Origin of the sequence: Halalkalicoccus subterraneus (genome assembly GCF_003697815.1) — an archaeon.
GTDB lineage: Archaea > Halobacteriota > Halobacteria > Halobacteriales > Halalkalicoccaceae > Halalkalicoccus > Halalkalicoccus subterraneus.
On sequence record NZ_RDQG01000022.1, the window covers coordinates 15,820 to 38,754 of the forward strand.

Annotated in this window: 22 protein-coding genes; 15 read left to right on the plus strand and 7 right to left on the minus strand. The window is 65.1% G+C overall.

Translation table 11 applies throughout. The annotated features are described in order from the left end of the window. Nucleotides 1-28: 28 nt before the first annotated feature. The 5 genes from EAO80_RS06045 to EAO80_RS06065 are packed head-to-tail and all read left to right on the plus strand — an operon-like array spanning nt 29 to nt 4,962. Nucleotides 29-316, plus strand: coding sequence for a ubiquitin-like small modifier protein 1 (locus EAO80_RS06045; RefSeq protein WP_122089033.1), 288 nt, complete (start codon nt 29-31; stop codon nt 314-316). Continuing rightward, the gene (locus EAO80_RS06050; RefSeq protein WP_122089034.1) at nt 313-567 is read left to right on the plus strand and encodes a hypothetical protein; all 255 of its coding nucleotides are present in this window, start codon (nt 313-315) and stop codon (nt 565-567) included. The genes EAO80_RS06045 and EAO80_RS06050 overlap by 4 nt, the downstream gene beginning before the upstream one ends. After that, a complete protein-coding gene (locus tag EAO80_RS06055) occupies nt 564-923 on the plus strand; it encodes a hypothetical protein (protein WP_122089035.1) in 360 nt (119 codons plus the stop codon). Before EAO80_RS06050 ends, EAO80_RS06055 begins: the two co-directional genes overlap by 4 nt. A 40-nt stretch (nt 924-963) precedes the next feature. Continuing rightward, nucleotides 964-2,763, plus strand: a complete 1,800-nt coding sequence (locus tag EAO80_RS06060) for a DEAD/DEAH box helicase (RefSeq protein ID WP_122089036.1) — start codon at nt 964-966, stop codon at nt 2,761-2,763. A gap of 45 nt (nt 2,764-2,808) precedes the next feature. Further along, nucleotides 2,809-4,962 (plus strand): GH32 C-terminal domain-containing protein, encoded by a 2,154-nt coding sequence (locus EAO80_RS06065; protein ID WP_122089037.1) that lies wholly within the window; start codon nt 2,809-2,811, stop codon nt 4,960-4,962. On the opposite strand, the gene EAO80_RS06070 is transcribed toward EAO80_RS06065, so the two are convergent. After that, nucleotides 4,956-6,257: a glycoside hydrolase family 68 protein gene (locus tag EAO80_RS06070; RefSeq protein ID WP_122089038.1), complete on the minus strand. Its 1,302-nt coding sequence runs from the start codon at nt 6,255-6,257 to the stop codon at nt 4,956-4,958. The two genes, EAO80_RS06065 and EAO80_RS06070, sit on opposite strands and share 7 nt — an antisense overlap. Nucleotides 6,258-6,301: 44 nt before the next feature. Next, entirely contained in the window at nt 6,302-8,245 is a 1,944-nt protein-coding gene (locus EAO80_RS06075) for an aldehyde ferredoxin oxidoreductase family protein (protein WP_122089039.1), read from the minus strand. Between the two features lie 280 nt (nt 8,246-8,525). On the opposite strand from EAO80_RS06075, the gene EAO80_RS06080 reads away from it, so the two are divergent. Further along, nucleotides 8,526-9,356 (plus strand): hypothetical protein, encoded by an 831-nt coding sequence (locus EAO80_RS06080; protein WP_122089040.1) that lies wholly within the window; start codon nt 8,526-8,528, stop codon nt 9,354-9,356. Between the two features lie 175 nt (nt 9,357-9,531). Continuing rightward, nucleotides 9,532-9,957: a ferredoxin Fer gene (fer, locus tag EAO80_RS06085; RefSeq protein WP_245998491.1), complete on the plus strand. Its 426-nt coding sequence runs from the start codon at nt 9,532-9,534 to the stop codon at nt 9,955-9,957. 2 nt (nt 9,958-9,959) lie between these two features. On the opposite strand, the gene EAO80_RS06090 is transcribed toward fer, so the two are convergent. After that, nucleotides 9,960-10,400: a hypothetical protein gene (locus EAO80_RS06090; RefSeq protein WP_122089042.1), complete on the minus strand. Its 441-nt coding sequence runs from the start codon at nt 10,398-10,400 to the stop codon at nt 9,960-9,962. A gap of 50 nt (nt 10,401-10,450) precedes the next feature. Then, a complete protein-coding gene (locus tag EAO80_RS06095) occupies nt 10,451-10,741 on the minus strand; it encodes an ArsR/SmtB family transcription factor (protein ID WP_162993907.1) in 291 nt (96 codons plus the stop codon). A 95-nt stretch (nt 10,742-10,836) separates the two neighbouring features. Here EAO80_RS06095 and EAO80_RS06100 point away from each other — a divergent pair, with 95 nt between their 5' ends. From EAO80_RS06100 to EAO80_RS06110, 3 genes are all read left to right on the plus strand, one after another. Further along, complete coding sequence (locus EAO80_RS06100; RefSeq protein ID WP_122089044.1) at nt 10,837-11,145, plus strand: amphi-Trp domain-containing protein; 309 nt, start codon at nt 10,837-10,839, stop codon at nt 11,143-11,145. After that, nucleotides 11,145-11,891, plus strand: a complete 747-nt coding sequence (locus tag EAO80_RS06105) for a class I SAM-dependent methyltransferase (protein WP_122089045.1) — start codon at nt 11,145-11,147, stop codon at nt 11,889-11,891. Before EAO80_RS06100 ends, EAO80_RS06105 begins: the two co-directional genes overlap by 1 nt. A gap of 85 nt (nt 11,892-11,976) precedes the next feature. After that, a complete protein-coding gene (locus tag EAO80_RS06110) occupies nt 11,977-12,606 on the plus strand; it encodes a LysE family translocator (RefSeq protein ID WP_122089046.1) in 630 nt (209 codons plus the stop codon). 222 nt (nt 12,607-12,828) lie between these two features. Here the strand turns inward: EAO80_RS06110 and EAO80_RS06115 are convergent, their stop codons facing one another. Next, nucleotides 12,829-14,535 (minus strand): pyrroloquinoline quinone-dependent dehydrogenase, encoded by a 1,707-nt coding sequence (locus tag EAO80_RS06115; protein ID WP_122089047.1) that lies wholly within the window; start codon nt 14,533-14,535, stop codon nt 12,829-12,831. Between the two features lie 14 nt (nt 14,536-14,549). Next, nucleotides 14,550-15,458 carry a hypothetical protein gene (locus EAO80_RS06120; protein WP_122089048.1) on the minus strand — a complete coding sequence of 303 codons (909 nt, stop codon included), beginning with the start codon at nt 15,456-15,458 and terminating at the stop codon, nt 14,550-14,552. 264 nt (nt 15,459-15,722) lie between these two features. On the opposite strand from EAO80_RS06120, the gene EAO80_RS06125 reads away from it, so the two are divergent. After that, nucleotides 15,723-17,903, plus strand: coding sequence for an AAA family ATPase (locus EAO80_RS06125; RefSeq protein ID WP_122089049.1), 2,181 nt, complete (start codon nt 15,723-15,725; stop codon nt 17,901-17,903). A gap of 46 nt (nt 17,904-17,949) precedes the next feature. Continuing rightward, nucleotides 17,950-19,590, plus strand: a complete 1,641-nt coding sequence (locus EAO80_RS06130) for an aldehyde ferredoxin oxidoreductase family protein (RefSeq protein WP_122089050.1) — start codon at nt 17,950-17,952, stop codon at nt 19,588-19,590. 3 nt (nt 19,591-19,593) lie between these two features. On the opposite strand, the gene EAO80_RS06135 is transcribed toward EAO80_RS06130, so the two are convergent. Continuing rightward, nucleotides 19,594-19,962 carry a cupin domain-containing protein gene (locus tag EAO80_RS06135; RefSeq protein WP_122089051.1) on the minus strand — a complete coding sequence of 123 codons (369 nt, stop codon included), beginning with the start codon at nt 19,960-19,962 and terminating at the stop codon, nt 19,594-19,596. 89 nt (nt 19,963-20,051) lie between these two features. On the opposite strand from EAO80_RS06135, the gene EAO80_RS06140 reads away from it, so the two are divergent. Genes EAO80_RS06140 through EAO80_RS06150 form a run of 3 tightly spaced genes read left to right on the plus strand, consistent with a single transcriptional unit; the run spans nt 20,052 to nt 22,895 of the window. Next, entirely contained in the window at nt 20,052-20,942 is an 891-nt protein-coding gene (locus EAO80_RS06140; RefSeq protein WP_122089052.1) for an ABC transporter substrate-binding protein, read from the plus strand. 1 nt (nt 20,943) lies between these two features. Further along, nucleotides 20,944-21,933, plus strand: coding sequence for an ABC transporter substrate-binding protein (locus EAO80_RS06145; RefSeq protein ID WP_122089053.1), 990 nt, complete (start codon nt 20,944-20,946; stop codon nt 21,931-21,933). Continuing rightward, complete coding sequence (locus tag EAO80_RS06150; protein WP_122089054.1) at nt 21,930-22,895, plus strand: ABC transporter substrate-binding protein; 966 nt, start codon at nt 21,930-21,932, stop codon at nt 22,893-22,895. The genes EAO80_RS06145 and EAO80_RS06150 overlap by 4 nt, the downstream gene beginning before the upstream one ends. Nucleotides 22,896-22,935 lie beyond the last annotated feature (40 nt).

Consider the following 22,935-nt stretch of genomic DNA (forward strand, 5'->3'; position numbering starts at 1 on the left):
TTATAGCCTCGGCGTCCTTCCCCCCGATATGAACCTCGAACTGCGCTCGTTTGCGACGTTTCGGGAGGCGATGGGCCAGAAGATGATCGAGCGCGAGTACGACGACGGCGTTTCGATCGGCGAGGTGCTCGCGGACCTCGAATCCGAGTTCGACGGGCTGGAAGGACGGCTGCTCGACGGCGACGGCGCGATCCAGCCCCAGCTCTCGATCCTGAAGAACGGTCGGGACGTGACCCACGCTCAGGGCCCCGAGACGCCCCTCGAGGAGGGCGATACGCTGAGTCTGTTCCCGCCGGTTGCCGGAGGGACGGCGTGAGGGTCGAGCGGTCGTTCCGGGGGATCAGCCAGCGTCTCGCGCGCCACTACCTCTCGAACCTCGGCGGCGAGGAAGAGAGCGATGATCGGGTCGTCGGCGAGGGCTGGGAAGCGGAGCTGTCCTCGAAGAAGGTTTCGATCGGCCCCAGCCTCTCGCTGACCGAGGTGACGGTCGTCTTCGAGGGCGAGGAGGACACGCTGGACCCGCTGATCGACGACTTCGCCCAGAAGGCGATGCGCGCGGGCGGATGAGCCACCCCATCGACGGGCAGGTGGTGTTGCTCGCAGTCGCCAAGGCGAGCGTCCCCGGTAGCCGCCTCCCCGAACTCCTCGAACGGGCACAGGACGAACTGCGATCCGACCGCGAGACCTACGGGCGGCGCTACGAACTCGCCGCCGAAACCGACGACTCCTGCTGCTTTTTCGTCCCTGCCGACCACTGGGAGGAGGTCGGACGGAATCTCGGGCTGGAACGGCGTGAGTACCGCGCGATCCAGCGCGCCCACGAGGAACAGCTCCTCCGGTTTGGCAAGCACGAGGGGCGTCGCGAGGAGTTCGAGACCGCCCTCGACGTGCGCTCGGCCGTCGTCATCGGGAGGGCGAACTGAAGTGAAAGCCGTTTAGCCCGTGCGCCCGTAGCCCTCGCCAGTGACTGACGACACGCTCGAGGAGTTCTACGACGCGATTCAGGAACTGGGCCGGCCCGTGCTCACCGCCGAGGAGATCGCCCGTACCCTCGACTGGACCCAGGACGAAGCCGACCGCCGGCTCTCGGCGCTCGCGGAGGCGGGCGTGGTCGGTCGACGGGACGTCGAGCGCGATCCCGTCGTCTGGTACCCCAGAGAGTGGGACCAACGGGCGAGACGCGAGCGGGTCGTCACCTTTCCGAACCGCCGCGAGCTCGTCGTTTCGAACCCCGAGCAGTTCACCCGCGCCCGGCTCTCGACGTTCGCGTACTTGGTCGACTCGAACGGGGCCGGCTCCGCGCTGTATCGCATCCGCGAGGAGGACGTCTGGGGGGCGCCCTACGACGACCTCGCCGATCTGCTGATCGCGCTGCGGCGGGTGACCGGCGACCGATACGAGGACCTCGAAGAGTGGGTCGAACGCCAGTGGAAACGCGCCCGGCAGTTCTCCCTGCGGACCCATCCTGATGGGTACACCGTCCTCGAGGCCGACAGCGAGAGTTTGATGGGAAACGTCGCCCGGCAGATACTCGGCGAGGAGCAGCTTCACGCGCCCATCTCCGATACGGAAAGCTGGGTGCGCGAGGGAAGCGAGGGCGAGATCAAGCGTCTGCTGTACGACGAGGGCTACCCCGTGCGCGACGCCCGCGACCTCGACACGGGTGATCCCCTCGAAATAGAGCTCGCGCTCGAACTGCGCGACTACCAACGGGAGTGGGTCGACCGGTTCGTCGAGCAGAAGGCCGGCGTCCTCGTGGGGCCGCCGGGAAGCGGCAAGACCGTCGCGGGCATGGGCGCGATGGCCGCGGTCGGCGGCGAGACGCTTGTACTAGTCCCCTCGCGCGAGCTGGCGAACCAGTGGCGCGAGTCGCTGCTCGAATCGACCTCGCTTTCGGGGAACCAGATCGGCGAGTACCATGGCGGGGAAAAGGAGATCCGGCCCGTGACGATCGCGACCTACCAGACGGCGGGCATGGAGCGCCACCGCCGACTGTTCGACGAACGCCGGTGGGGATTGATCGTCTACGACGAGGCCCACCACATCCCGGCCCCGATCTTCCGCCAGAGCGCGGACCTCCAGTCGAAACACCGGCTGGGGCTGTCGGCGACGCCGGTACGCGAGAGCGACGACGAGGTCGAGATCTTCACGCTGATCGGCCCGCCGATCGGTACCGACTGGTCGGCGCTGTTCGAGGCGGGCTACGTCACGGAGCCGGACGTCGAGATCCGATACGTCCCGTGGGACAGCGAGGCGGCCGAGGCCGAGTACGCGAGCGCGCTGGGCCACGAGCGCCGGCAGGTCGCGGCTTCGAACCCCGCGAAGCTCGACGAGATCCGCCGCCTGCTCGCGGATCACGCCGAGGAGAATGTCCTGATCTTCGTCGACTGGCTGAATCAGGGACAGGAGTACGCCGAGGAGCTCGGGATCCCGTTTCTGAGCGGCGAGACGCGCTACGCGAAACGCGAGCGCTTGCTTTCGGAGTTCCGCCACGGCGCACGCGACGTCCTGCTCGTCTCGCGGGTCGGCGACGAGGGGATCGACCTGCCGGCGGCATCGGTCGCCATCGTCGCAAGCGGGCTGGGCGGCTCCCGGCGTCAAGGTTCCCAGCGCGCGGGTCGGACGATGCGTCCAGTGGGAGGTGCGCAGGTGTACATGCTCGCGACGCGTGGCACCGAGGAGGAGGAGTTCGTCCGCGATCAGCTCCGCCACCTCCAGGGTAAGGGCGTGAACGTACTGGAACGCGATGCCGAAACGGCCTGAGCCGGATCGGTCACATTTTACTCGCGTGCGTGCAACCACGAGTCAATGTTCGACCCTGCAGTCTCCGTTGGCGTCCTCCATGCGGGTGCTCTCTCCGGAGAGCAGCAGGCGGCCGTGGAGTGGTGTGAGGCCGTCGCCCCGTTCGTCGAGCGGGTCGCGCTCTCGGAGGTCGCCGCCGGGACCGCCGATCTCGACCGCTACGACGTCTGCTGGTGGCACCGCGACGCACCGCTCGACGAAATCGACGGCGCGCTCGACGAAGCCGCTCGCGCACTGCGCGCGTACGTCGAGGACGGCGGCGGACTGCTGGTGAGCCTGCGGGCGCTTTCGGCGGTCGTCGATATCGGGATCGAGCCGGTCGCCCCGGACACGACGGGTCGCGAGGAACTCTCAGAGCCGACGGGCTATCTCCTCAAATCGATCTACGCCGACAAACCGGCGTTCGCGCCGTTCGAGGCTCTCCGGGTTCACACCTGCGAACCCGGCACGGAGGTGGCGTACGCCCGCTACGAGCACGTGTTGCCCGAACGCGGCGAGGCGCTCGCGGCGACGGTTCGCGGGGGAATGGACCACGCCCACCAACTGGCGCTGTTCTCGTGGGCCGTCGGTGCGGGGTCGGTGATCGGTGCGGGCAGCGCCCTTTCGTTTTCGGGGCCCGCCGACGGGGACTGTGCGAGCAACCGCTCGCGGCTGGTCGCCAGCCTACTTTCGGCGCTCGCCGACGGCGACCGTTTCGGAGTTTCCGACCCGCGCTCCGTACGGGGGTTGACGGCGATGCGCGATCGGCTCTCGGAGGACCCGCTTCGGCCACAGTATCACATCACCCCGCCGGCGAACTGGCTCAACGACCCGAACGGGATCATCGAACACGACGGCCGGTATCACGTCTTCTACCAGTACAACCCGGGCGGCTCGATGCACGGTACCATCCACTGGGGTCACGCCGTCAGCGACGACTTGGTCCACTGGGCCGACGAACCGGTCGCGCTCACGCCCTCGCCCGACGGTCCCGACCGCGATGGCTGCTGGTCGGGCTGTGCGGTCGAGAACGACGGGCGTGCGACGGTATTTTATACTGGTGGACGGGGCATGCAACAACTCCCCTGCCGGGCGGACGCGGTCGATTCCGATCTCCGAGAGTGGGAAAAGGACCCGCGAAACCCGGTGATCGAGGAAGTGCCCGAGAACGTCGTCGGCTCCGAGCACTGGGAGGCCGAGTTCCGCGACCACTGCATCTGGTTTGCAGACGGCCTGTGGCATCACCTGATCGGCTCCGGGCTCCGTGACGTCGGCGGCGCAGTCTTCTACTACACCTCCACGGACCTCCGAGAGTGGGAGTACGTCGGTCCCCTGTTGGTCGGCGACGGCGAGACCGGCGGGATGTGGGAGTGTCCAGAGCTCCTGGAACTGGGCGAACGGGACCTGCTTCACGTCTCGAACTACGAGGACGTGCTCTACTTCCTCGGGGAGTTCACCGAGAGCGAGTTCCGCGCCGAGGAACGCGGCCTGCTGGATCACGGCGACCTGTATGCTCCCCAGTCGCTGTTCGGTGACGACCGGTACGTGCTGTGGGGCTGGATCCCCGAACTCCGCGACGAGCGCGCCCAGTGGGACGCCGGCTGGTCGGGAACCCTCTCGCTCCCGCGGGAGCTCACCGTCGAAAACGGTCGCCTGCACCAGCGTCCCGCCCCCGAACTCGAGGCGCTCCGTCGCTCACACGCCCGTCACATCGACCTCGCTGTCGAGAACGGCTCTCGAACCCTCGACGTCCGTGGGCGGGCGATCGAGATCGCCGCGACGGTCCATGCCGACGCGAGCGAGGCGGGTATCGGCGTCTTCGAGTCGCCCGACGGCGTCGAACGAACCCGGATCGGGATCGAGAACGACCGGGTGATCGTTCACCGCGAGAGTTCGAGCCTCGCGGCCGACTCGGTCGACCACCGCGAACTTCCCCTCACGGACATCGAACGACCCCTCGACCTCCGTGTGTTCCTCGACGGCTCGGTTCTGGAGGTGTTCGTCAACGAGCGGCGCTGTCTCTCGACGCGGGTGTATCCGACCCGACCCGACAGCGACGGGTTGTCGGTCTACGCCCACGAGGGCTCGGCGCGCGTCGAGGAACTCGATATCTGGACGCTCGGGTCGGCGTGGGAGGGGACGAACCCGGGCGAATCGACGCCCGAACACGCCGGTCAGTAGCGACCGTATCCACCTCTGATCTCCTCCCGGTGGACCAGCCGTTCTTCGGAAAGCGCGGGTAGCTCCTCGGATTCGAGCGGGATCCGTCCGTGCGAGAGCGTGCCCGTGATCCGGGTTCGGTCGCCCTTCAAGGCCACTCTGACCGTTGGCGCGAGGGTCCCGCCGAACTTTTTCGACTGTTCGTCGGGCGGAAGGGTCGCGACGTCGTCGAGTGTGAGTCCGCCCAGATCGTAGTAGTTGAAAAACCCGCTGACGAGCAGCTCCTCGCGGTGCGGGAAGGCGACCCACGAGTAGGCCTGATACGGCGCGTTCTCCGGATTAGTGAGTACGAGCCCCGAGCCGTTGATCGGGCGGTACTTCCCTTTGAGCGAATCGGCGACGAACCCATAGAGACCGTCCGGGCCGTCGAGACCGGGTGCGAACGTGTGGTCGTGGCTCGAAACGAAGAGGTAGTACCGGCCGTCCCGAACCACGACGTGCGGGCGTTCGAGCTCCTGGTTCACGCAGATCCCTTCGAGAAGCGGATCTTCGAGGTGCCAGTCTGTCGGGTCGCCCGTCGGCGAGCGCGCGATCCCGACGCTGCCGTTGAACTCCTCCCACACCGGGTCCTCACAGACCCCTTCTCCCTCGGGGATCGGAGTGTTCGCCTCGAACAGGAGGTAGGTCTCCCCGTCGGCGGGGTCCTCGAAGAACCACGGGTCCCGGAAGGTATAGATCATGCCGCGGTACTGCTCCTCGCGCTCGTAGCGCTCGCCATCGGGTTCGAGCAGGACCTCGTGCTCGAAGGGACCGTCGATGCGAAGTCCCGACCCGTCGGTCTCGACGGTCCCCCCGGAACCGACCGCGAGGCGCTGTTCGTAGGTGAGGTCCGCCTCGCCGGCCCGACCCGAGGCCGTATAGAAGACGTAGAGGTCGCCGTCGTCGAGCAGCGCGGAGCCGGCCCACTGGCGGGATCCGCGAACCTCGCCCTCGAAGACGGGACCGCCGTCGTGCCAGCGCTCGCCGTCCGTCGAGTAGAAATACCGGATCTCGGCGACGTCGTGGCGCTTCCCGGGGAGGAGGTCGGCGGGCGCAGTAAGGGAAAAGATCACGCGCCAGCCGTCGATCGTGGCGACCGAGCCGTCACGGTTCCTGAGAAACCAGGTGTCCCAGCCGTTGATCTCGGGAACCGAATCTTCGCGTGGCGGGTAGATGATCGGCGCGACCGTCCCGTCGGTTCGCTCGATCCGCGCGGCCTGCTCGCGCGTCCAGCGTGGAGTGGCACGATCGCCGTTCTCGACGTGCTCGGGAGTCATACGCACAGTCCGCCTATCTCCGAAAAAACGGTTGCGTTCTGCGTTCAGTCGTCGGCGGGGGCCGGCGAGTCGCCCGTCGAGACGCCCGTACCGGGGCCGACGTCGATACCCAGGTCGTCGAGCTTCTCGTCGGGGACGACGCCGTCGACCCAGCCGCGGTGCTCGTAGTACTCCTCCTTCATCTCCTCGAGTTCGCAGTACTCGCCCTCGGAGGCTCCCTGACCGGGGTTGCCGCCCTCCTCGAGGAAGCGCTCGGGCAGCGAGTCGTCCGCGCCGTCGAAGCCGACGAGGTTGTTGTAGTAGCGTTCGAGGTTGTAGACGCGCTCGCCGGACTCCATGAGCTCGTCCTCGCTGACATCGAGGCCGGTCATGCCGTTGTACTGGAGCACGTACTCCTCGATGCCCTCCGCGAAGGCGTTGAACTTGCAGATGTCGAAGCTGTCCGAGATCGCGTGCAGGTCCTGGAAGGTCGCGGTGAGCTCGCCCTTGCCCTCGTACTCGTAGGGATCGACCTTCTCGGGGATCCCGAGGATCTCGGCGGCAGGCGTGTACCCGCGGAGGTGACACGCGCCGCGGTTCGAGGTGGCGTACGCGATACCCATCCCCTTCATGCAGCGGGGGTCGTAGGCGGCGATCGACTGGCCCTTGACCGAGAGCTTACTGTCGTGCCCGTCGACGGCGTCGGCGACGCCCTCCTGGCCCTCCGCCAGCAGGTCCGCGAGGTCGTCCTCGCGGTTCGCGACCTTGGTGATCATCTCGATCATCTCCTCCTCGTCGCCCCAGTCGATGCCGTCGCCGTCGCCGATACCCTCGAGCTTGCCGCGCTCGGTCAGCTCCATCGCCATGGCCATGATGTTGCCGACTTCGATGGTGTCGATGCCGACGTCGTTACACCGGTCGATCATCACGGCGATCTTGTCGCGGTCGTCGTTCGCGGAGTTCGTCCCGAGCGCCCACGCCGACTCGTACTCGAAGGACTCCATGCGGACGTTCATCTCCTCGCCCTTGTGCATGGTCTGGACCTCGACCTCTTTCTTACAGGCGACCGGACACGAGTGACAGGTCGGCTCGTCGACGAGGATGTTCTCGCGGACGTTCTCGCCGCTGATCTTCTCGGCGTCGAGATCGTGCGGGCGGTCCTCCTCGTGTTCGTTATACGAGACGCCCGAGGTGTACTCTCCGTTTTTGGTGGGGTGGCCGTCCATCTCCTCGGTGAGGTTCATCAGGACGTTCGTCCCGTACATCGAGAGGCCGCCCTCGTTCGGGGCCGTAACGTCGGACTCCTGGATGAGCTGCATCGCCTGCTGGTGGCCCTCCATGAACGTCTCCTGGTCGGCCGGTTTGGGCATTTTCGTGCCCGACTTGATGACGATGGCTTTCAGGTTCTTGTTGCCCATCACGCAGCCGGTACCGCCCCGGCCCGAGGCGCGGTCGTCCTCGTTCATGATGCAGGCGTACTTGACGCCGTTCTCGCCGCCCTGCCCGATGCCCATGAAGGACATGTTCTTCCCGTAGGCGCCCTCGTGTTTCTCCTCTAAGATCTCGCGGGTCTCGTGGACTCCCTTGCCCCAGAGGTCCGAGGCGTCCTCAAGCTCTATCTCGCCGTCCTCGACGACGGCGTAGACGGGTTCGTCCGAACTCCCCTCGAACACCATGCCGTCGAAGCCCGACCACTTGAGCCGCGCACCCGACCACCCGCCGTGGTGGCTGTCGGTGACGGTACCGGTAAGGGGTGATTTCGTACAGACCGCGATCCGCCCGCTCATCACCGTCTGGGTGCCGGTTAAGGGGCCGTTCATGAACGCGAGCAGGTTCTCGTCGCTCATCGGGTCGACGTCGGGCCCGTTGTCGAAGACGTACTTCACGCCCAGTCCGCGCGCGCCGATGTACTTCTTCGCGTCCTCGTCGTCGATACTCTCGTAGTTGACGTCGCCGGAGGAGAGGTCCACCCGTGCGACGTGGTCTTGGAATCCGCCTAAGTCTGTCATGGTAATCTACGATTGTTACGTTGGGTTCGGAACGTGTTAGGTCTTCTCACCACCGTGTAACTGAAATGGGTTATATCCTCGTAAACGAGGGTTTCGGGGTCGATAGACCCGTCACACCGCGTGTTGTGGTCGTCGAGGCGGCAGATTTACCCTTCGGGAATCCGTCCTCGATGGATATGCGATACGATAGCAATCATCGGTACACCGAGCGACAGACCCGCTCCGCGATGGCAGTTCCGGCCGTCAAACCAACCGATCTTCACCGAGGACCGGTGAGTCGATGGGTGTAACCGAAATCGCTGCCGACGCACGACGACCCGAGTACACCGGTGAGAACCGCTGTCTCCCGTGTACCGTCCTCAACGTCCTGCTCGCGACCGCGATCGCCGTCCCGGTCGGCATCGTTTCGCTTCCGGCCGGTCTCGCGCTGTTTCTCGCCTGCCTGCTCGCCGTCTACCTCCGTGGCTATCTCGTCCCGGGGACACCCGAACTCACGAAACGATATCTCCCACCTTCGGTTCTCCGACTGTTCGGCAAGGAGGTCCCACGAGGGACCTTGAGCGACCTCGACGAGGGACTCTGGGATGGTCTCGAGGACGCCGGCGTCGTCGATCGCGCCGGGTCGTCCATCGGCCTCTCCGACGCGTTCCGGGAGCACTGGTACGCGCGGATCCACACCGATCGGGAACGCGACCTCGGCGAGGCGGACGTCGCCCGAATGTTGGACGCTGAGACCGTCGCACAGCGTGGCGATCGGGCCTTTTCGATCGACGGCAACCAGCTCGTTCGGTGGGACTCTCGGGCCGCGTTTCTCGCGGACGTCGCGGCAGCGACGGTGTTCGAGGACGGATTCGAGGACTGGTCCGACCTCGACCGGTCGACGCGACGGGACCTCCTCACCCGCCTGCGACTGCTGCTCGATCGGTGCCCCGACTGTGGTGGCCCCGTCGATCGGGGCGGTGAACACCTCGATCCGTGCTGTCAGAAGTCCTATACCGTGATCTGGTCCGAGTGTGCGGACTGTGACTCGCTGCTCGCGGAGCGTTCGATGACCGCCACCAGGACCGACGGCGAACTCCTCGCCCTCGTCGACGCCGAACCCCCGGCGTGATCGGCGTCCCCGCGCCTTCCCCCTCCGAGGCGTGCTTGATCCATGTGGTATGTCTTCACGAAACTGCCGGTCCCTGGTATCAGCCTGCATGGCAGTTAAGTACGTGTATCACTATCGTCCGTGTATGTCAAGTAGCCTTCCGAACATCAAGGTCGGACGCGACGCCGAGGCGGACATGGACCCTGAGGACCTCCCCGTCCACGAGATCGAGTACTTGAACTACCAGGCGATCCCCGAACAGGGCTGGGATATCGACGACGAGGACCTCTTCGAGAAGGCCGCCGAGGCGGATCTCGACGAGAAGGACCACGGCACCTTCGAGATCCGCGGGACACGCTACATCCTCGACGGTGCGGAGGACGAGGGCAAGAAGTGGCCTTTCGAGTGTCGTGCGGCCTCGTGTGCGTACTGTACGATGATCGTCGTCGAAGGGGAGGTGAAGATGGACATGGACCTGATCCTCACTGACGAGGAGGTGGAGGATCGGAACATCTACCTGAGCTGTCAGTCGATCCCGAAGAGCGACGAGGTCAAGATCGTCTACAACGCGATGCACCAGGACTACCTTCAGGAGAACATCGTCGGCGTCCGCGAGGTCTGAGCCTAACTCGCCTCGTCGATCGCTTCCTTGAGGCGGTCTTCGGGCGAGGCGCTCACCACCAACTGTTCCTCGCCGTATTTTTCGACCTCCGAGAGGTCCATCTCGATGTCGTCGGTATCGGCGAGCGCCTCGACGACTGCCGCGAGCAACAGCGTCTGTGCGTCCAGACGGCTCTCGATCGCGTTCAGTTTGGAGAAGGTCCGTTCGGCGAAGCTGGTCAGCGAGTTCGAGAACTCAGCGAGGTTCGCCTCGTTCCCTTTGACCCGCCGCTCGGCCAGACTGATCCGCGCGAAGTTGTCGAGGTCCTCCAGTTCGCCTTCGAGCTCCTCGATCTCCTCGGCGAGCGCCCGTGTGCGCCGCTCGATCAGTTCCTCGATCTGGTAGTCGACCGTCGTTCCGTCCTCGTTGTTCGTCTCCGCCGTGACACTGTCACCCGTAGACATATGCACACAATCAGCATGATTTGCCATATACTTTTGGCCCGACGGGTCGGTCAGTCCTGTGCAGGGGCGTCCTGGCGCTCGGTCGCCTGCAGGATGAACGTCCGTTCGGGGGGCGGGGCGATCCGGAGTTCGATCTTCCGGATGAGTCGGTAGTACTTGCGATTTCCCCGTCGGTAGTGTTCGACGATTCCGCTCTCCTCGAGCGTCGAGAGGTGGTGGGCTGCCGTCTTCCCGTCCATCCCGACGGCCTCCGTGAGTTCGGAGACGTATCGTGGCCCGTGGGAGAGTTCGCGGATGATCCTCAACCGCGGCGTGCTCCCCAGCACGTCGATCAGTGACACGCCTCCTCGTTTGTGAGGTTTCATCATAGTCGTTGCTACTTCCCGTTCCCCCCTCGAGCGCCCGGAGTTAAGTGGGTAGAACGGTAGCTATCCACATGGCCAACGACATCGAGTTTCCGGACAAGAGCGATCACGGCCGAAAGACGATCACGAGCGGGTTTTTCGAGCGCGAGATCCGCCTCTCGGGCGACGAGACCGCGGCGTTTCTCCACAACCTCGCCGACGCCATCGAGAGCGACACCTCGATTACGGTGTCGGGCAGCGACTGGGAGATCCCCTTCGAGTACCGCGAACCCATCGAGGTGGAAGTCGAGTTCTCGAAGAAGCGCGAGGGCGAACTCGAGATCGAAGTCGAGTTCGCCGAGGCCCACGGAAGCGAGGGGAGCGGCCTCAGCGTCGAGTAGTGTACTACTTCGGACTGTACCACTGGCGTAGCCGGCTCTGGAGGCTCGTGGTTGGCGTCGGCGCGCTCCTCGCCGTCGGCGTGGTACGGCGAACAACGTCCTCCGGACCGGTTCGCGCACTCACCGCCGTACTGGTGCTCCCACTCCTCACCCGCGCGGGCCGGGCGGGGGCCAAACTGCTGCGCCCGCCGCCGTGGGCACTCGAACGCTATAAATACGACGCGCTGGCGGCCGAACTCCCCCTCGAGGGAGCGAGCAGGGTTCTCGACGTCGGCTGCGGGACCGGCCGGTCGCTCGTCGGACTCGCGCCCCACCTTCCCGAGAACGCTTCGGTCGTCGGCCTCGACGTCTTCGACAGTCGAGTCATCCTCGGTAACGCTCCGCTACTGGCGCGACGGAACGCCAGAGAGGCCGGTATCGACGTGACTCCCATCAGGGGTGACGCCGCGCGCCTGCCGCTGGCGACGGGATCACAGGAGGTCGTCACCGCCTGCCGCGTCCTGCATGATTTACCTGCAGAGGACCACGGGTGCGCACTGAGCGAGATCCGCCGGGTCTGTGCGTCGGACGGTGTTTTCGGGGTCCTTGAACTGCCGATCACACCCGACGGAGTCGATTCGGATTCCGAGACGTACTGGTGCGAACGGGTCGACGAGGCGGGCTTTACGGTAGAAACGGTAAGACGAGTCGAGCGGAGGCGGGGCGGCGAGCCGTACATCGTCATCGTAGGGAGATCCGCCGACTGAGATGGTGTGATCCGGCGAACTCCCGGAACGGTAGATCTATGAAATGATGAGCTATACTTATTTTACTGTATAGAGGACCCGGTGTATGCTAGATGGTGGTACGATTTTCGCGTTCATCCCAGTCGCGATTGCTCTCGTCATATCCCCAGGCCCGGATAGTATATACACGCTGACTCGAAGCGTTAGTGATGGCCGATGTGCCGGCGTGATGGCTGCGCTGGGGTCGTCAACTGGGAGCATTGTCCATACAACGGGAGCCGTATTGGGCCTCTCGGCCATTTTTCGAACATCGGCGTTGGCGTTCACCATCGTCAAGGTAATCGGTGCTGCATACCTCCTGTATCTCGGCATTCAGATGTTCCGTACGCCGGATGAGTTCGAAATTTCACCTGAGAGTGCTAGCTATACGCCGATGGAGTCGTTTCGAAGTGCGCTCCTGATCAACGTATTAAACCCAAAAGTAGCGGTGTTCTTCCTTGCTTTTCTTCCTCCATTCGTCCAGTCGGACGGTAATGTCTCGCTCCAAATATTCGCCCTCGGCGCCTTGTTCGCTACGCTCGGGTTCGTCTACCAGGGTTTGATTGCAGTGTTCTCTGCACGCGCGCGGCGAGCGATTTCCGAACGCGAACTCGTCCGAACACTCCTCCGGATGGCAAGCGGAAGCGTTCTCATCGGATTCGGTGTAAGACTCGCCCTTGAGGAACGAACCTCCTGAGAGGGGATGCGGACGATTCTTTCGAACGATTGCGCACAGGTGATCTGAAGACGAGTGGTCCTTTCCTCCAACGGTCGTGATCGTGCTGTCGGCTTCCTCCGGTCATCACGCAGAACACACGGGAATTCGATTCCCTGCCGAACGTTTCCGTCGAGACGTACTAACTGCAAGCGAGCGGTTCACTGATCTTCGCCTCGAAAAAAGCCGTGATCGCGGTGTCGTTTACTCCTCCATCGAGAAGACGAGCAGCCTGTCGTCGCGCTTGCCCCGTCGGAGCCAGCCGCTGCCGCCGACCTGGATCGCGACGTACTGCTTTTCGGTGCCCGGATCGTACCAGCTGATCGGGTCGCCCGAGATCGGGGTCTCGCCGGCGTCGTACTCCCAGAGGCGCTCGCCGGACTCGCCGTCGTAGCCGACCATCTCGCCGTTCTGGTTGCCCGCGAACATCAGGCCGGTCTTGGTCGACATCGTGCCGCCCCAGAGGTAGACGTCGCTGTCGATCCAGTCCTGCCAGACGATCTCGCCCGTCAGCGGTTTCACCGCCGAGATCACGCCGATGTGGCCGTTGTAGCCGTCCGGGTGTGACTCGATCTCGTCCTCGAGGATGCCGCCCCAGTACTTCTTTCCGGCCTCGAACTCCTCGAAGCGCCACCACGCTTCTTGGGGCGAGTTGTGGAGCTTGTGATAGGAGATTCCCAGTTCGGGGTTGTAGGTGCCGGGCTGCCAGTCGTTGCCGCCCATCCCGCCGGGCATGAACGGCATCCGGCGTCCCTCGTCGATGTGCGGGATCATCCGGAACATGTTGAGCTGCTGGCACAGCGGCTCGCTCCGGACGAGCAGCTCGCCGGTCTCGGCGTCCGTCGTGTAGAGCCAGCCGGTCTTCCCCACCGAAACGGTGACGTCGCGTTCCTTTCCTCGTACTTCGACGTCCCGAATGACGATGCGGGGCATCGCCGAGTCGTAGTCCCAGACGTCGTGGGCCGATTCCTGGTGGAACCACTCGTGCTCGCCCGTTTCGAGGTCGAGACAGAGCGTCCCGATGCTGTTGCGGTTGGGGCCCGGCCGGACCGAGCCGTCGAAGTCCGGTCCGGGGTTGCCCATCGGCAAGTAGAGCTTGCCGCGTTCCTCGTCGACGGTCGCACCCATCCAGTTGGTGGTGGCCGACTGGTTGATGCTGTCGCCGACCCACTCGGTCTCGGGCGAGAGCAGCGTCGACCACTTCTCGTCGCCGGTCCCGGTGTCGATGGCAGTGTGGAAGCCACGTACCCCGTACTCGCCGCCGGCGCTGCCCGTAAAGAGGGTGCCCTCGTAGACCTGTGGGGCCCACGTCGCCGAATATCCGCGTTCGTGGTCGGCGGTGCTGTGATACCACTGCTCCTCGCCGGAGTAGCGATCCAGCGCGACGACGCCCGAGTCGAGGGTGGTCATGAAGACCTTGTCCTCGTAGACGGCGGGCCCGCGGTTGTTGTCGTCACAACACAGTACCACGTCGTTTGGCACCGCGTAGGTGTAACTCCAGAGGACGTCGCCCTCGCGCGGGTCGATCGCCTTGATGTGGTTGGGCCCGTTCGACTGGTACATGATCGGCGGATCGCCCGGCACGATCAGGGGAGTGCCCTCCATGCTCGAACCCGATCCGACCGACAGCTCGTATTCGAGTTCGAGCTCCCCGACGTTCTCGGGAGTGATGATCTCACACGTCGTGTAACGGTGCTGTTCGTAGTTCCCGCCGTAGACGAGCCACGCTTCGGGGTTCTCCCCGCTCCCGCTGAGCATCTCCTGCGTGACGTCCTTTTCGGGAATGCGGTCGATATCGTGTTGATGTGTGACGGATTTCTCCGGTGCACCAAGCACCCGATAGCCGTTGTCCGTCTCCCGTACGACTGTATCCTGTGCGGCCTTGACGGCCCTGTCTTCGTCTATTGACATTGGTATGTGTTGTGTTATCGCAGTGTACTCGGTTTTCGCATCTCCTCAGTGATCCAGAACATGTCCTTGACGATCTCCTCCTGGTTGGTGATCATGATCGCGGTGCTCGCCGAGAGCGCCGCGGCCAGTTGGGAGTCGCTCAATGACCCGCCCTCGGCGATCTCGTGGGCGGCCGTCGCCATGACGTACAGGCCACCGAGCATCGCTTTGACGTCCCAGTAGCCGTCGTCGAGGATCTCGTCGGTGATGAGGAACTTCTTCTGCCAGAGATGGATGTCGAGGTTCTTGACCCAGAGCAGCGACCCGCCCATCGCGCGCTGCTGAAGCGGCGGGACGTCCTCGACGTTGAACTCCACCTCGTCGGGGATGTCCTTCGTGGGCGTCCACCGCGCGAGGCGATCGTTGTTGTTGACGACGTTCATCACCAGAACGGTCTGTTCGCGCTCGTCGAACCCGCACTCCTCGAGCGCGGCGGCGAGCGGCTCGGCCTGGATCAGCTCGTTGGCCGTTCCCTCGATGTGTTCGGGCGTAAAGCGCGGGAGGTTCGCCTCGACGCTGTCGAAAAAGCCCGTCTCGACCAGGTGATCGTAGATCGCCCAGCCGGGCTCGACGAGTTCGCGGTACAGCGCCTCCGGTTCGGTCTCCCCCCCGGGAATCCCCGCCTCGCGGACCTCCGAGAGGCGGTTGATCTGTGTCGACAGCTCCGCGAGCGCGTGCTCGAGGAGCTCGTTGTCGAGTTTACCCGTGAGGTCGTCCCGGATCGCCTCGCCCATCGAAGCGAACTCCGGGTCGGCGGTTACATCGATCGTCCCGCGTAGTTCCTCTATCGTCAACTCCTCGTTCGATTCGCGACTGATTCCAAGATTCCTCGCTAACGCCTCTTGGTCCGCGACCGATACTTGAGGCCTGTTTACGTTTGCCATGGACCATCCGAGCCTTAGCAGGGATCCTTCATAGTTCTTGGTGTACATTCTTCGTGAACATCACTATTAAATAATTTTTAGATATATCTGGAACGATTATGGGAATAGACGTCTATCGAGTAGTTCCTGCTGCCGTCGGCGTCTCGAAGGACCGGAGAACGTATCGTCTGGCGGATAGTTCGGTTCCGGGGTGGACTTCGGGGACCGAACCCGTGTGTTCATATAGCCGACGACAATATCGTGGTATGAACTCACAGTACACCCATGGACGAAACGACGCTGGTCGTCAAGCCGATGGAGAAGCGCGCCGTTGGCGAACGTTTGGCGATGATAGCGAGTCCGACCCTCGAAGAGCTCGGTCTCGACCGGGGCGATTACGTCGCCATCGAGGGTTATGATGGGGGTCGGGCGGTCGCGAAAGTCCGTCCGAGTTTCAACGACACGCCCCCGGGGGCGATCCGCCTCGACGAGGACCTTCGTGGCGCGCTCGGCGTTTCGACCGACGACTCGGTGGTCGTCGAGGGGGCCACGGTTCGGCCGGCGGATCGGGTGACCGTCGCGCTGCCCGAGGACCTCCCGCTCGAAAAACACCCCCACGTTCGGATCCGGGCCGCGCTGGTCGATCGTGTCGTCACGAGCGGGCAGACGGTCGTCGCCGCCGTCGAGGGGCCGGCCGCGAGCGAAGCCGAGTCCGTCCCCGTGCGGCTGGTCGCGACCGACCCCGCCGGATCCGTGCTCGTCGAGGATTGGACTCGGGTAACGGTCTCGGATACGTCCGCGAGCGACCTGTCGGTGGGTGGATCCGCCGGCCGTGATCCCGATGCGATCACCTACGACGACGTGGGCGGGCTCGAACGCGAGGTGACGCAGCTCCGGGAGATGACCGAACTCCCGCTTCGTCATCCCGACCTGTTCGACGCGCTCGGGATCGACCCGCCGCGGGGAGTACTCCTCCATGGCCCGCCCGGAACGGGAAAGACCCTGCTCGGGCGGGCTATCGCGACCGAGACCGAGGGCTACGTCCGGATCCTCTCGGCCTCGGAGCTGCTCGCGAGCCCCGCCGGCGAGACCGAGGGCCACCTTCGGGAGGTCTTTGAGGAGGCAGAGGAGAACGCCCCCGCGATCCTCTTCGTCGACGAGCTCGACGCGATCGCCCCGAACCGCGAACGTGGCGAGGCCGACCGCCGCGGGGCCGCCCGACTGGCCTCGCTGCTCGACGGTCTCAGTGCCACGGAGCGCGTCGTCGTGATCGGGACGACCAACCGACTCGCGGACGTCGACCCCGCCCTGCGGCGACCGGGCCGCTTCGACCGCGAGATCGAGATCGGCGTCCCCGACCGGGCGGGTCGCGAGGAGATCTTCGGGATCCACACCCGCGGGGTGGCCCTGGCCGAGGACGTCGATATCGGGGCGTACGCCGAGAGCACCCACGGCTTCGTCGGCGGCGACATCGAGAACCTGATCCGCGAGAGCGCGATGGCCGCGCTGCGGCGGGTCCGTCCCGACGTGGACCTCGATTCGGCCACGCTCGACCCTGCCGTGCTCGATTCGTTACGGATCAGGGACGACGACCTCAGGCGGGCGCTTCGGGGTATCGAGCCCTCGGCGCTGCGGGAGGTGTTCGTCGAACTGCCGGACGTGAGCTGGGACGACGTCGGCGGGCTGGAGGGGACGAAAGCCCGTCTTCAGGAGACCGTTCAGTGGCCGCTGGCCTATCCCGAGGCCTTCGAGCGGGTTCGACTCAGTCCCGCGACGGGTGTGTTGCTCTACGGGCCGCCCGGCACCGGTAAGACCCTGCTCGCGAAGGCCGTCGCCAACGAGGCCGACTCGAACTTCATCTCGATCAAGGGTCCCGAGCTGCTCGATAAGTACGTCGGCGAGAGCGAGCGCGGGGTCAGGGAGATCTTCGCAAAGGCAAGGGAAAACGCGCCCACGGTGGTGTTTTTCGACGAGCTCGACGCGCTGGCCGCCGAGCGTGGCGGCGGGCCCGGCGGCTCGAACGTCGGCGAGCGCGTGGTTTCTCAGCTTTTGACCGAACTGGACGGGTTGGAGGAACTGGAGAACGTGGTCGTGATCGCGACCACCAATCGTCCTGACCTGATCGACGACGCCCTGCTCAGGTCGGGGCGGCTCGACCGCCATATCCACGTTTCGGCCCCCGACGAGGAGGCGAGGCGGGAGATCTTCGCGGTTCACACGCGCGGGAAACCGCTCGCCGACGACGTGGATCTCGACTGGCTCGCCGCCGAGACCGAGGGCTACGTCGGCGCGGACGTCGAGGCGGTCTGTCGGGAGGCCGCGACGGCCGCGGTTCGCGGATACGTGAACGACGGCGGATCCGTCGAAGGGATCTTCCTGACCTGCGCGGGCTTCGAGCACGCCCTCTCGGCGGTCGATCCGAGCGCGACCGACGGTCCCGGTCGGTTCGCCGACCGGTTCGAATAGGCGATCGCGGCGAACCGTTTAGTGTCGAGCCACAGTATCACACACCATGCGAAGCGCCACGGGTCCCCTGCTGTCGATCGACCTCGACGAGCAAACCGCCGAGACGGAGTCGATCGATGACGTTCTCGACGCCTTCGTCGGCGGACGGGGCGTCGGGACGAAACTCGCCTACGACAGAGTACCGTTCGACGCCGATCCTCTCGGGTCCGAGAACCGTCTCACGTTCGCGGCCGGGCCGCTCCAGACCGCACGGACGAGCTTCACGGGACGGATGAACTGCACCGGTCTCTCGCCGCTTACCGATGGGATACTCTCCTCGAACGCGGGTGGTTTCCTCTCGCGGAACGCCGTCGCGACGGGCTACAGCGCCGTCGAGATCGCGGGGGAAAGCGACGAGCTCCTGATCGTTCACGTCTCCGATACCGGCGTCGGGTTCGAACCCGTCCCCGAACTCGCGGGCGCGGCCGTCTCGGCGGTGAGCGAACACGTCGTTGGACGGGGCCTCGACGCCTCACACGTCGCCTGCATCGGTCCCGCCGGCGAGAATTTAGTGAGGTTCGCCTCGATCATGACCAGCGAAAGTCGGACCTTCGGCCGCGGCGGGCTCGGCGCGGTGCTGGGATCGAAGAACGTGAAAGCGATCACCTTCTCGGGCGACTCGGCACCCGAAACCGAGTTCCCCGCGGTCGCAAGCGATATCCACCGCGATGCCGCCGAGAGCGACCACGTGATGAAGCGCCAGGGTACCGCGAGCCTGACCGAATTCGCGAGCCAGGTCGGGGCACTGCCCACGCACTACTACTCGGAACTGGAGTTCGAGGGAAGCGACGGAATCTCCGGCGACCGGGTCGAGGAGAAGAAGTTCAGGAAGGGGACCTGCTCTGCGTGTGCCTTCGCCTGCAAACTCCCGACGCGCGACGAGGCAAGTGGGTTAGAAACCGAAGGACCGGAGTTCGAGACGGTGATGGCCTTCGGCTCGAACTGCGGGATCGATGAGATCACCTCGGTGATGAAATCGAACGACCTGTGCGACGAACTCGGCATGGACACCATCTCGTGTGGCGCGACGGTCGCGGCGTACCTCGAAAGCGAGGACGCCTTCGGCGACGCCGAACTGGTCCACGCCCTCGTCGAGAAAATCGCCCGCAGGGAAGGCATGGGCGACGTTCTCGCCGAGGGGATCGACCGAATCCACGACGAGCTGGGCGTCGAGAACTGGAGTTCGAAGGGGATGCCCTTCGCCGCCCACGACGGCCGGGCCCTCAACGGGCAAGGGCTGGCCTTCGCCACGTCGAACCGGGGTGCCGACCATCTCTACGGGGGGCTCTACACCTACGAATACCCGCTGGTCGAGAAGAGCGAGGCGCTCGACCCCGAGGGGATGGCGGGCAAACCCGAGAAATTGGTCGCATCCGAGAACCACAACGCGCTGCTTGACAGTGCCATCTGCTGTAAGTTCTCGCGGACCGTCCTGACCGACAAGCGCCTCGCGACCCTGCTCGACGCCGAGTACGAACGGCTGCTGGAAACGGGCGCGCGCATCGTCGCCCTCGAACGACGGTTCAACAACGAACGCGGGTTCGACCGGAGCGACGACGACCTCCCCTACGAGCTTCCGGGATTCGAGGACGCACTCGACGAGTACTATCGGCTTCGCGACTGGAACCCGGACGGTACCGTCCCGTAGCCCCTATCGAGAGGTGTTCGCCTCCGCCGTCCGCGAGTCGCCCCAGGCCGGCTTTCCCCGCGGCGGGGCGAGGATTCCGACGCCGACGGCGGGCTCCTCGCCCCTGTTCTCCGCACCGTGGTGCTCGTGGCTCGAAAAGCGATAGGAGTCTCCCGGCTCCAAGAGCACCTCCTCGCCCTCGACGACGGCCACCAGCCGTCCGCTGATCATATAGCCGATCTGTTCGTTGTCGTGGCGGTGGGCCGGGAGCGTCGCACCGGGTTCGACGCGCCAGTACTTCATCCCCGCGCGCTCGCCCGTCGCGAGGTCACCCAAAAACACGCCCTCGGCGACCTCCTCCGTGCCCGCTCCCTCGGTACTGATGCGTTCCATGATACGAGTTCTCCTGAGTCGTGGGCCGAGTTCCTAATAAACATTCTGGAGGAATTTTTAAGTGCGAAACCCACCATCGGTCTAGAGACATGGCAACTGGTGACAGGGTACGGCTGTTCCACCTCCCGTTTTCGTTCATGCTGCCCCAGCGGGTGGCCCACGAGCGGGGGTACTTCGAGGAGGCGGGGCTAGCGGTAGAGCTGATCGAGCGCGACCGGGAGTCGGTCGACGTGAAATACATCCCGAGCGAGTCGAGCCTGACGGAGGATCACGGGATCGACCTCTACCCGATCTGCAAGTGGGAATCGATCAAACGCACCTGGGAGATGGGTGACGGACGGATCGTCGCGAAGGGCACGTTTGCCGACCTCCCCTACACCGTCTTCGTCCGGCCCGATTCCGACGTCACGGGGCCGAAGGACCTGGCGGGCGTCCCGGTTGCGGTCAACCGCCGAACCGGTCAGGAGTACACCGCGATGAGGGCCTTAGAGGAGCACATGGCACCCGAGGACGTGATCCTGAAGGGCTTCGGGATGCCGACCGAGCGCCTGCGCGCGCTCCGGGACGGCGAGGTCGAGGCCGCGATCCTACTCGACCCCCAGAGTACGCTTGCGGAACACATGGGTTTTCGGGAAGTCCTCTCGTTCGACAACCACATGGGGATCGTCGGCGGCGAGGGTATCGATAGCGAGGTCCTCGACGCCTTCATGGCCGCCTACGACCGGGCGGCCATGGAGATCAACGCGAACCCCGAGGTGTTCAGGGAAGACTACCTCGACATGCTCGAGAAGGACTCGCGGGTCGCACCGGGTCTCTTCGAGGACATCGACATGGGCGCGGTGCGCGCGGACCTCTCGGTGCCGCGCTACGAGGTGCCCGAACCTGCCGACCGGGCGGAGCTGGACGAACACTTGGAGTGGATGAAGGAGCGGGAACTGGTCGAGGAGAGCGCCGACATCGACCGGATCGTCGCCAATTAACATGGACGTCGAAACCCAACAGGCGGCGCTCGACGCCCTCCACGACGATCCGGGCGACTTGCCGGTGTTCCGGGCGCGCTTCGAGCACAACGGCAGCCCGCGGTACATGCTCTATACGATCAAGAAGTTCGGCTTCGACCACGACCACGGCTTCCACCTCGACGTGCAACTGGTCTCGGACGAGTTGGAGGGCGGCGTCGAAACCGTCGAGGCGAAACTCCAAGATGGCGACGCCGACCTGATCGACATCGACTACATCTCGACTGCGCGCGAGCGCGCGGAGGGCGCGCCCATCGTCGCTTTCCACCCTTACGGCCGCACGGTCGGTGGGCTCGTCGTTCCCGAGGACAGCCCGATAGAAGGGTTGGAAGACCTGCGCGGAAAGCGCCTCGGGGTCGTCCGCCGGCTCGACAAGAACTGGATCCTCACGCGGGCGGCTTGTCGGGAGTTCCATGACTTTGACCCCGACGAGGAGGCGACGCCCGTCGAGGCGGGCTCGAAGGTCGGGCTCACCGAGATGCTTCAGGAGGGGGAAGTCGATGGGATCTTTCAATTCTGGCCGATCGTCCCCGAGATAACGGAGACGGGTCCCTATCGCGAGGCGTTTCCCGTTTCGGACCTCGTTCAGCGCCTCTCGGGCACCGAGAACAAGCTCCCCATCTCGACGTTCCTCACGAGCGAGGAGTACTTCGAGGGGAACCCGCAGGCGATCCGGGGGTTCAAACGCGCCTACGGCGAGGCGGTCGACCAGCTGAGAAGCGACGACGAGCTCTGGGAGACCATCGGCGACGAACTGATGTACGAGAACGACCCCGCGGTGATCCGTGCCGTGCGGGACGGCTGGCGCGACATGGTCGTCGCCGACTGGGACGAGGAAACAGTGGAAGGAATGGGCCGACTGTTCGATCATCTCCTGGAAGTGGCGGGCGAGGAGGCCATCGGCGTCGACCACCTTCCGGAGGGATTGTTCCGGCTGGAGGCCCCCGAATGAGTTCCATTAGTTTCCAGCTCAACTGGGAGCCGAACGGTTTCCAGGCGCCCTATTTCCTCGCCCGGGAGCAGGGGTTCTACGAGGAGGAAGGGCTGGAGGTGGAGTTCGTCGAGGGCCACGGCTCGCCCTTCGCCGCCGAGGAGGCCGCCCGCGGCCGGGCCGATTTCGCGCTCGCGGGCGCGAGCGCGGTGCTCTCGGTGCAGAGCCAGGGCCACGAGCCGCTGGCGGTCGCCGCCGTCACCCAGAAGACGCCCGCAGCAGTCTACACGCTTCGGGACGTCTTCGGCGAACCCTTGGAGGACCCGAAACAGCTCGCGGGCCGGACCGTCGCGCCCTCGGCGACCAAAACACGAATCCTCGCCGCCCAGCTCCTCGAAGACGCGGGAATACGGGACGAAGTCAACCTCCTCGATGTGGATCCCCACACCCACCACCGCGTCGAACACCAGCTGCTCGACGGGTCGGTCGACGCCGCCGTCGGCGTCGTCACCAATGGTGTGGAACTCGAACGCGAACACGACCGAAAAGCCGACGAGCTACCCATCGGCGATTACCTCCCGATCTACGGGATGACGCTCGTGACGAACCCGGAGTTCGCCGAGTCGAACCCGGAGGTAGTCGAAGGATTCCTGCGCGCGACCGCCCGCGGATGGGCGGAGGCGACCGCCGACCCTGAGGCGGCGATCGACGCACTGGTCGCGCGAAACGCCACACTCGAACGCGACCGGGAGATCGAGCGGATCAAGTTCGAGACCGCCGCCGAGGACCTGCAGTTCACCGAGCACGTCCGCAGGGCGGGCTGGGGCAACCACGACGCCGCGCGGTGGGACCGCCTGGGTGAGACGCTCGCCGAGACGGATCTGCTGGAAGGGGCGGCCGATCCCGATGCAGTGTGGACGAACGAGTACCTCGACAGCGAGGCCCCGTCGATCGCCGAGTACGCAGACCGGATCGGTCGGTAGCGCCCGTCGAGTCGCGTCGGTTCTCCCGAGGACCCCCACT

What these genes read in the sequence shown, in the direction of transcription:
- EAO80_RS06145 (WP_122089053.1), top strand. Translation starts at nt 20,944, where the DNA reads ATGGACGTCGAAACCCAACAGGCGGCGCTCGACGCCCTCCACGACGAT.
- fer (WP_245998491.1), top strand. Translation starts at nt 9,532, where the DNA reads ATGGACCCTGAGGACCTCCCCGTCCACGAGATCGAGTACTTGAACTAC.
- EAO80_RS06135 (WP_122089051.1), bottom strand. Translation starts at nt 19,962, where the DNA reads ATGGAACGCATCAGTACCGAGGGAGCGGGCACGGAGGAGGTCGCCGAG.
- EAO80_RS06100 (WP_122089044.1), top strand. Translation starts at nt 10,837, where the DNA reads ATGGCCAACGACATCGAGTTTCCGGACAAGAGCGATCACGGCCGAAAG.
- EAO80_RS06130 (WP_122089050.1), top strand. Translation starts at nt 17,950, where the DNA reads ATGCGAAGCGCCACGGGTCCCCTGCTGTCGATCGACCTCGACGAGCAA.
- EAO80_RS06125 (WP_122089049.1), top strand. Translation starts at nt 15,723, where the DNA reads ATGGACGAAACGACGCTGGTCGTCAAGCCGATGGAGAAGCGCGCCGTT.
- EAO80_RS06070 (WP_122089038.1), bottom strand. Translation starts at nt 6,257, where the DNA reads ATGACTCCCGAGCACGTCGAGAACGGCGATCGTGCCACTCCACGCTGG.
- EAO80_RS06115 (WP_122089047.1), bottom strand. Translation starts at nt 14,535, where the DNA reads ATGTCAATAGACGAAGACAGGGCCGTCAAGGCCGCACAGGATACAGTC.
- EAO80_RS06045 (WP_122089033.1), top strand. Translation starts at nt 29, where the DNA reads ATGAACCTCGAACTGCGCTCGTTTGCGACGTTTCGGGAGGCGATGGGC.
- EAO80_RS06080 (WP_122089040.1), top strand. Translation starts at nt 8,526, where the DNA reads ATGGGTGTAACCGAAATCGCTGCCGACGCACGACGACCCGAGTACACC.
- EAO80_RS06075 (WP_122089039.1), bottom strand. Translation starts at nt 8,245, where the DNA reads ATGACAGACTTAGGCGGATTCCAAGACCACGTCGCACGGGTGGACCTC.
- EAO80_RS06110 (WP_122089046.1), top strand. Translation starts at nt 11,977, where the DNA reads ATGCTAGATGGTGGTACGATTTTCGCGTTCATCCCAGTCGCGATTGCT.
- EAO80_RS06055 (WP_122089035.1), top strand. Translation starts at nt 564, where the DNA reads ATGAGCCACCCCATCGACGGGCAGGTGGTGTTGCTCGCAGTCGCCAAG.
- EAO80_RS06120 (WP_122089048.1), bottom strand. Translation starts at nt 15,458, where the DNA reads ATGGCAAACGTAAACAGGCCTCAAGTATCGGTCGCGGACCAAGAGGCG.
- EAO80_RS06065 (WP_122089037.1), top strand. Translation starts at nt 2,809, where the DNA reads ATGTTCGACCCTGCAGTCTCCGTTGGCGTCCTCCATGCGGGTGCTCTC.
- EAO80_RS06090 (WP_122089042.1), bottom strand. Translation starts at nt 10,400, where the DNA reads ATGTCTACGGGTGACAGTGTCACGGCGGAGACGAACAACGAGGACGGA.
- EAO80_RS06150 (WP_122089054.1), top strand. Translation starts at nt 21,930, where the DNA reads ATGAGTTCCATTAGTTTCCAGCTCAACTGGGAGCCGAACGGTTTCCAG.
- EAO80_RS06140 (WP_122089052.1), top strand. Translation starts at nt 20,052, where the DNA reads ATGGCAACTGGTGACAGGGTACGGCTGTTCCACCTCCCGTTTTCGTTC.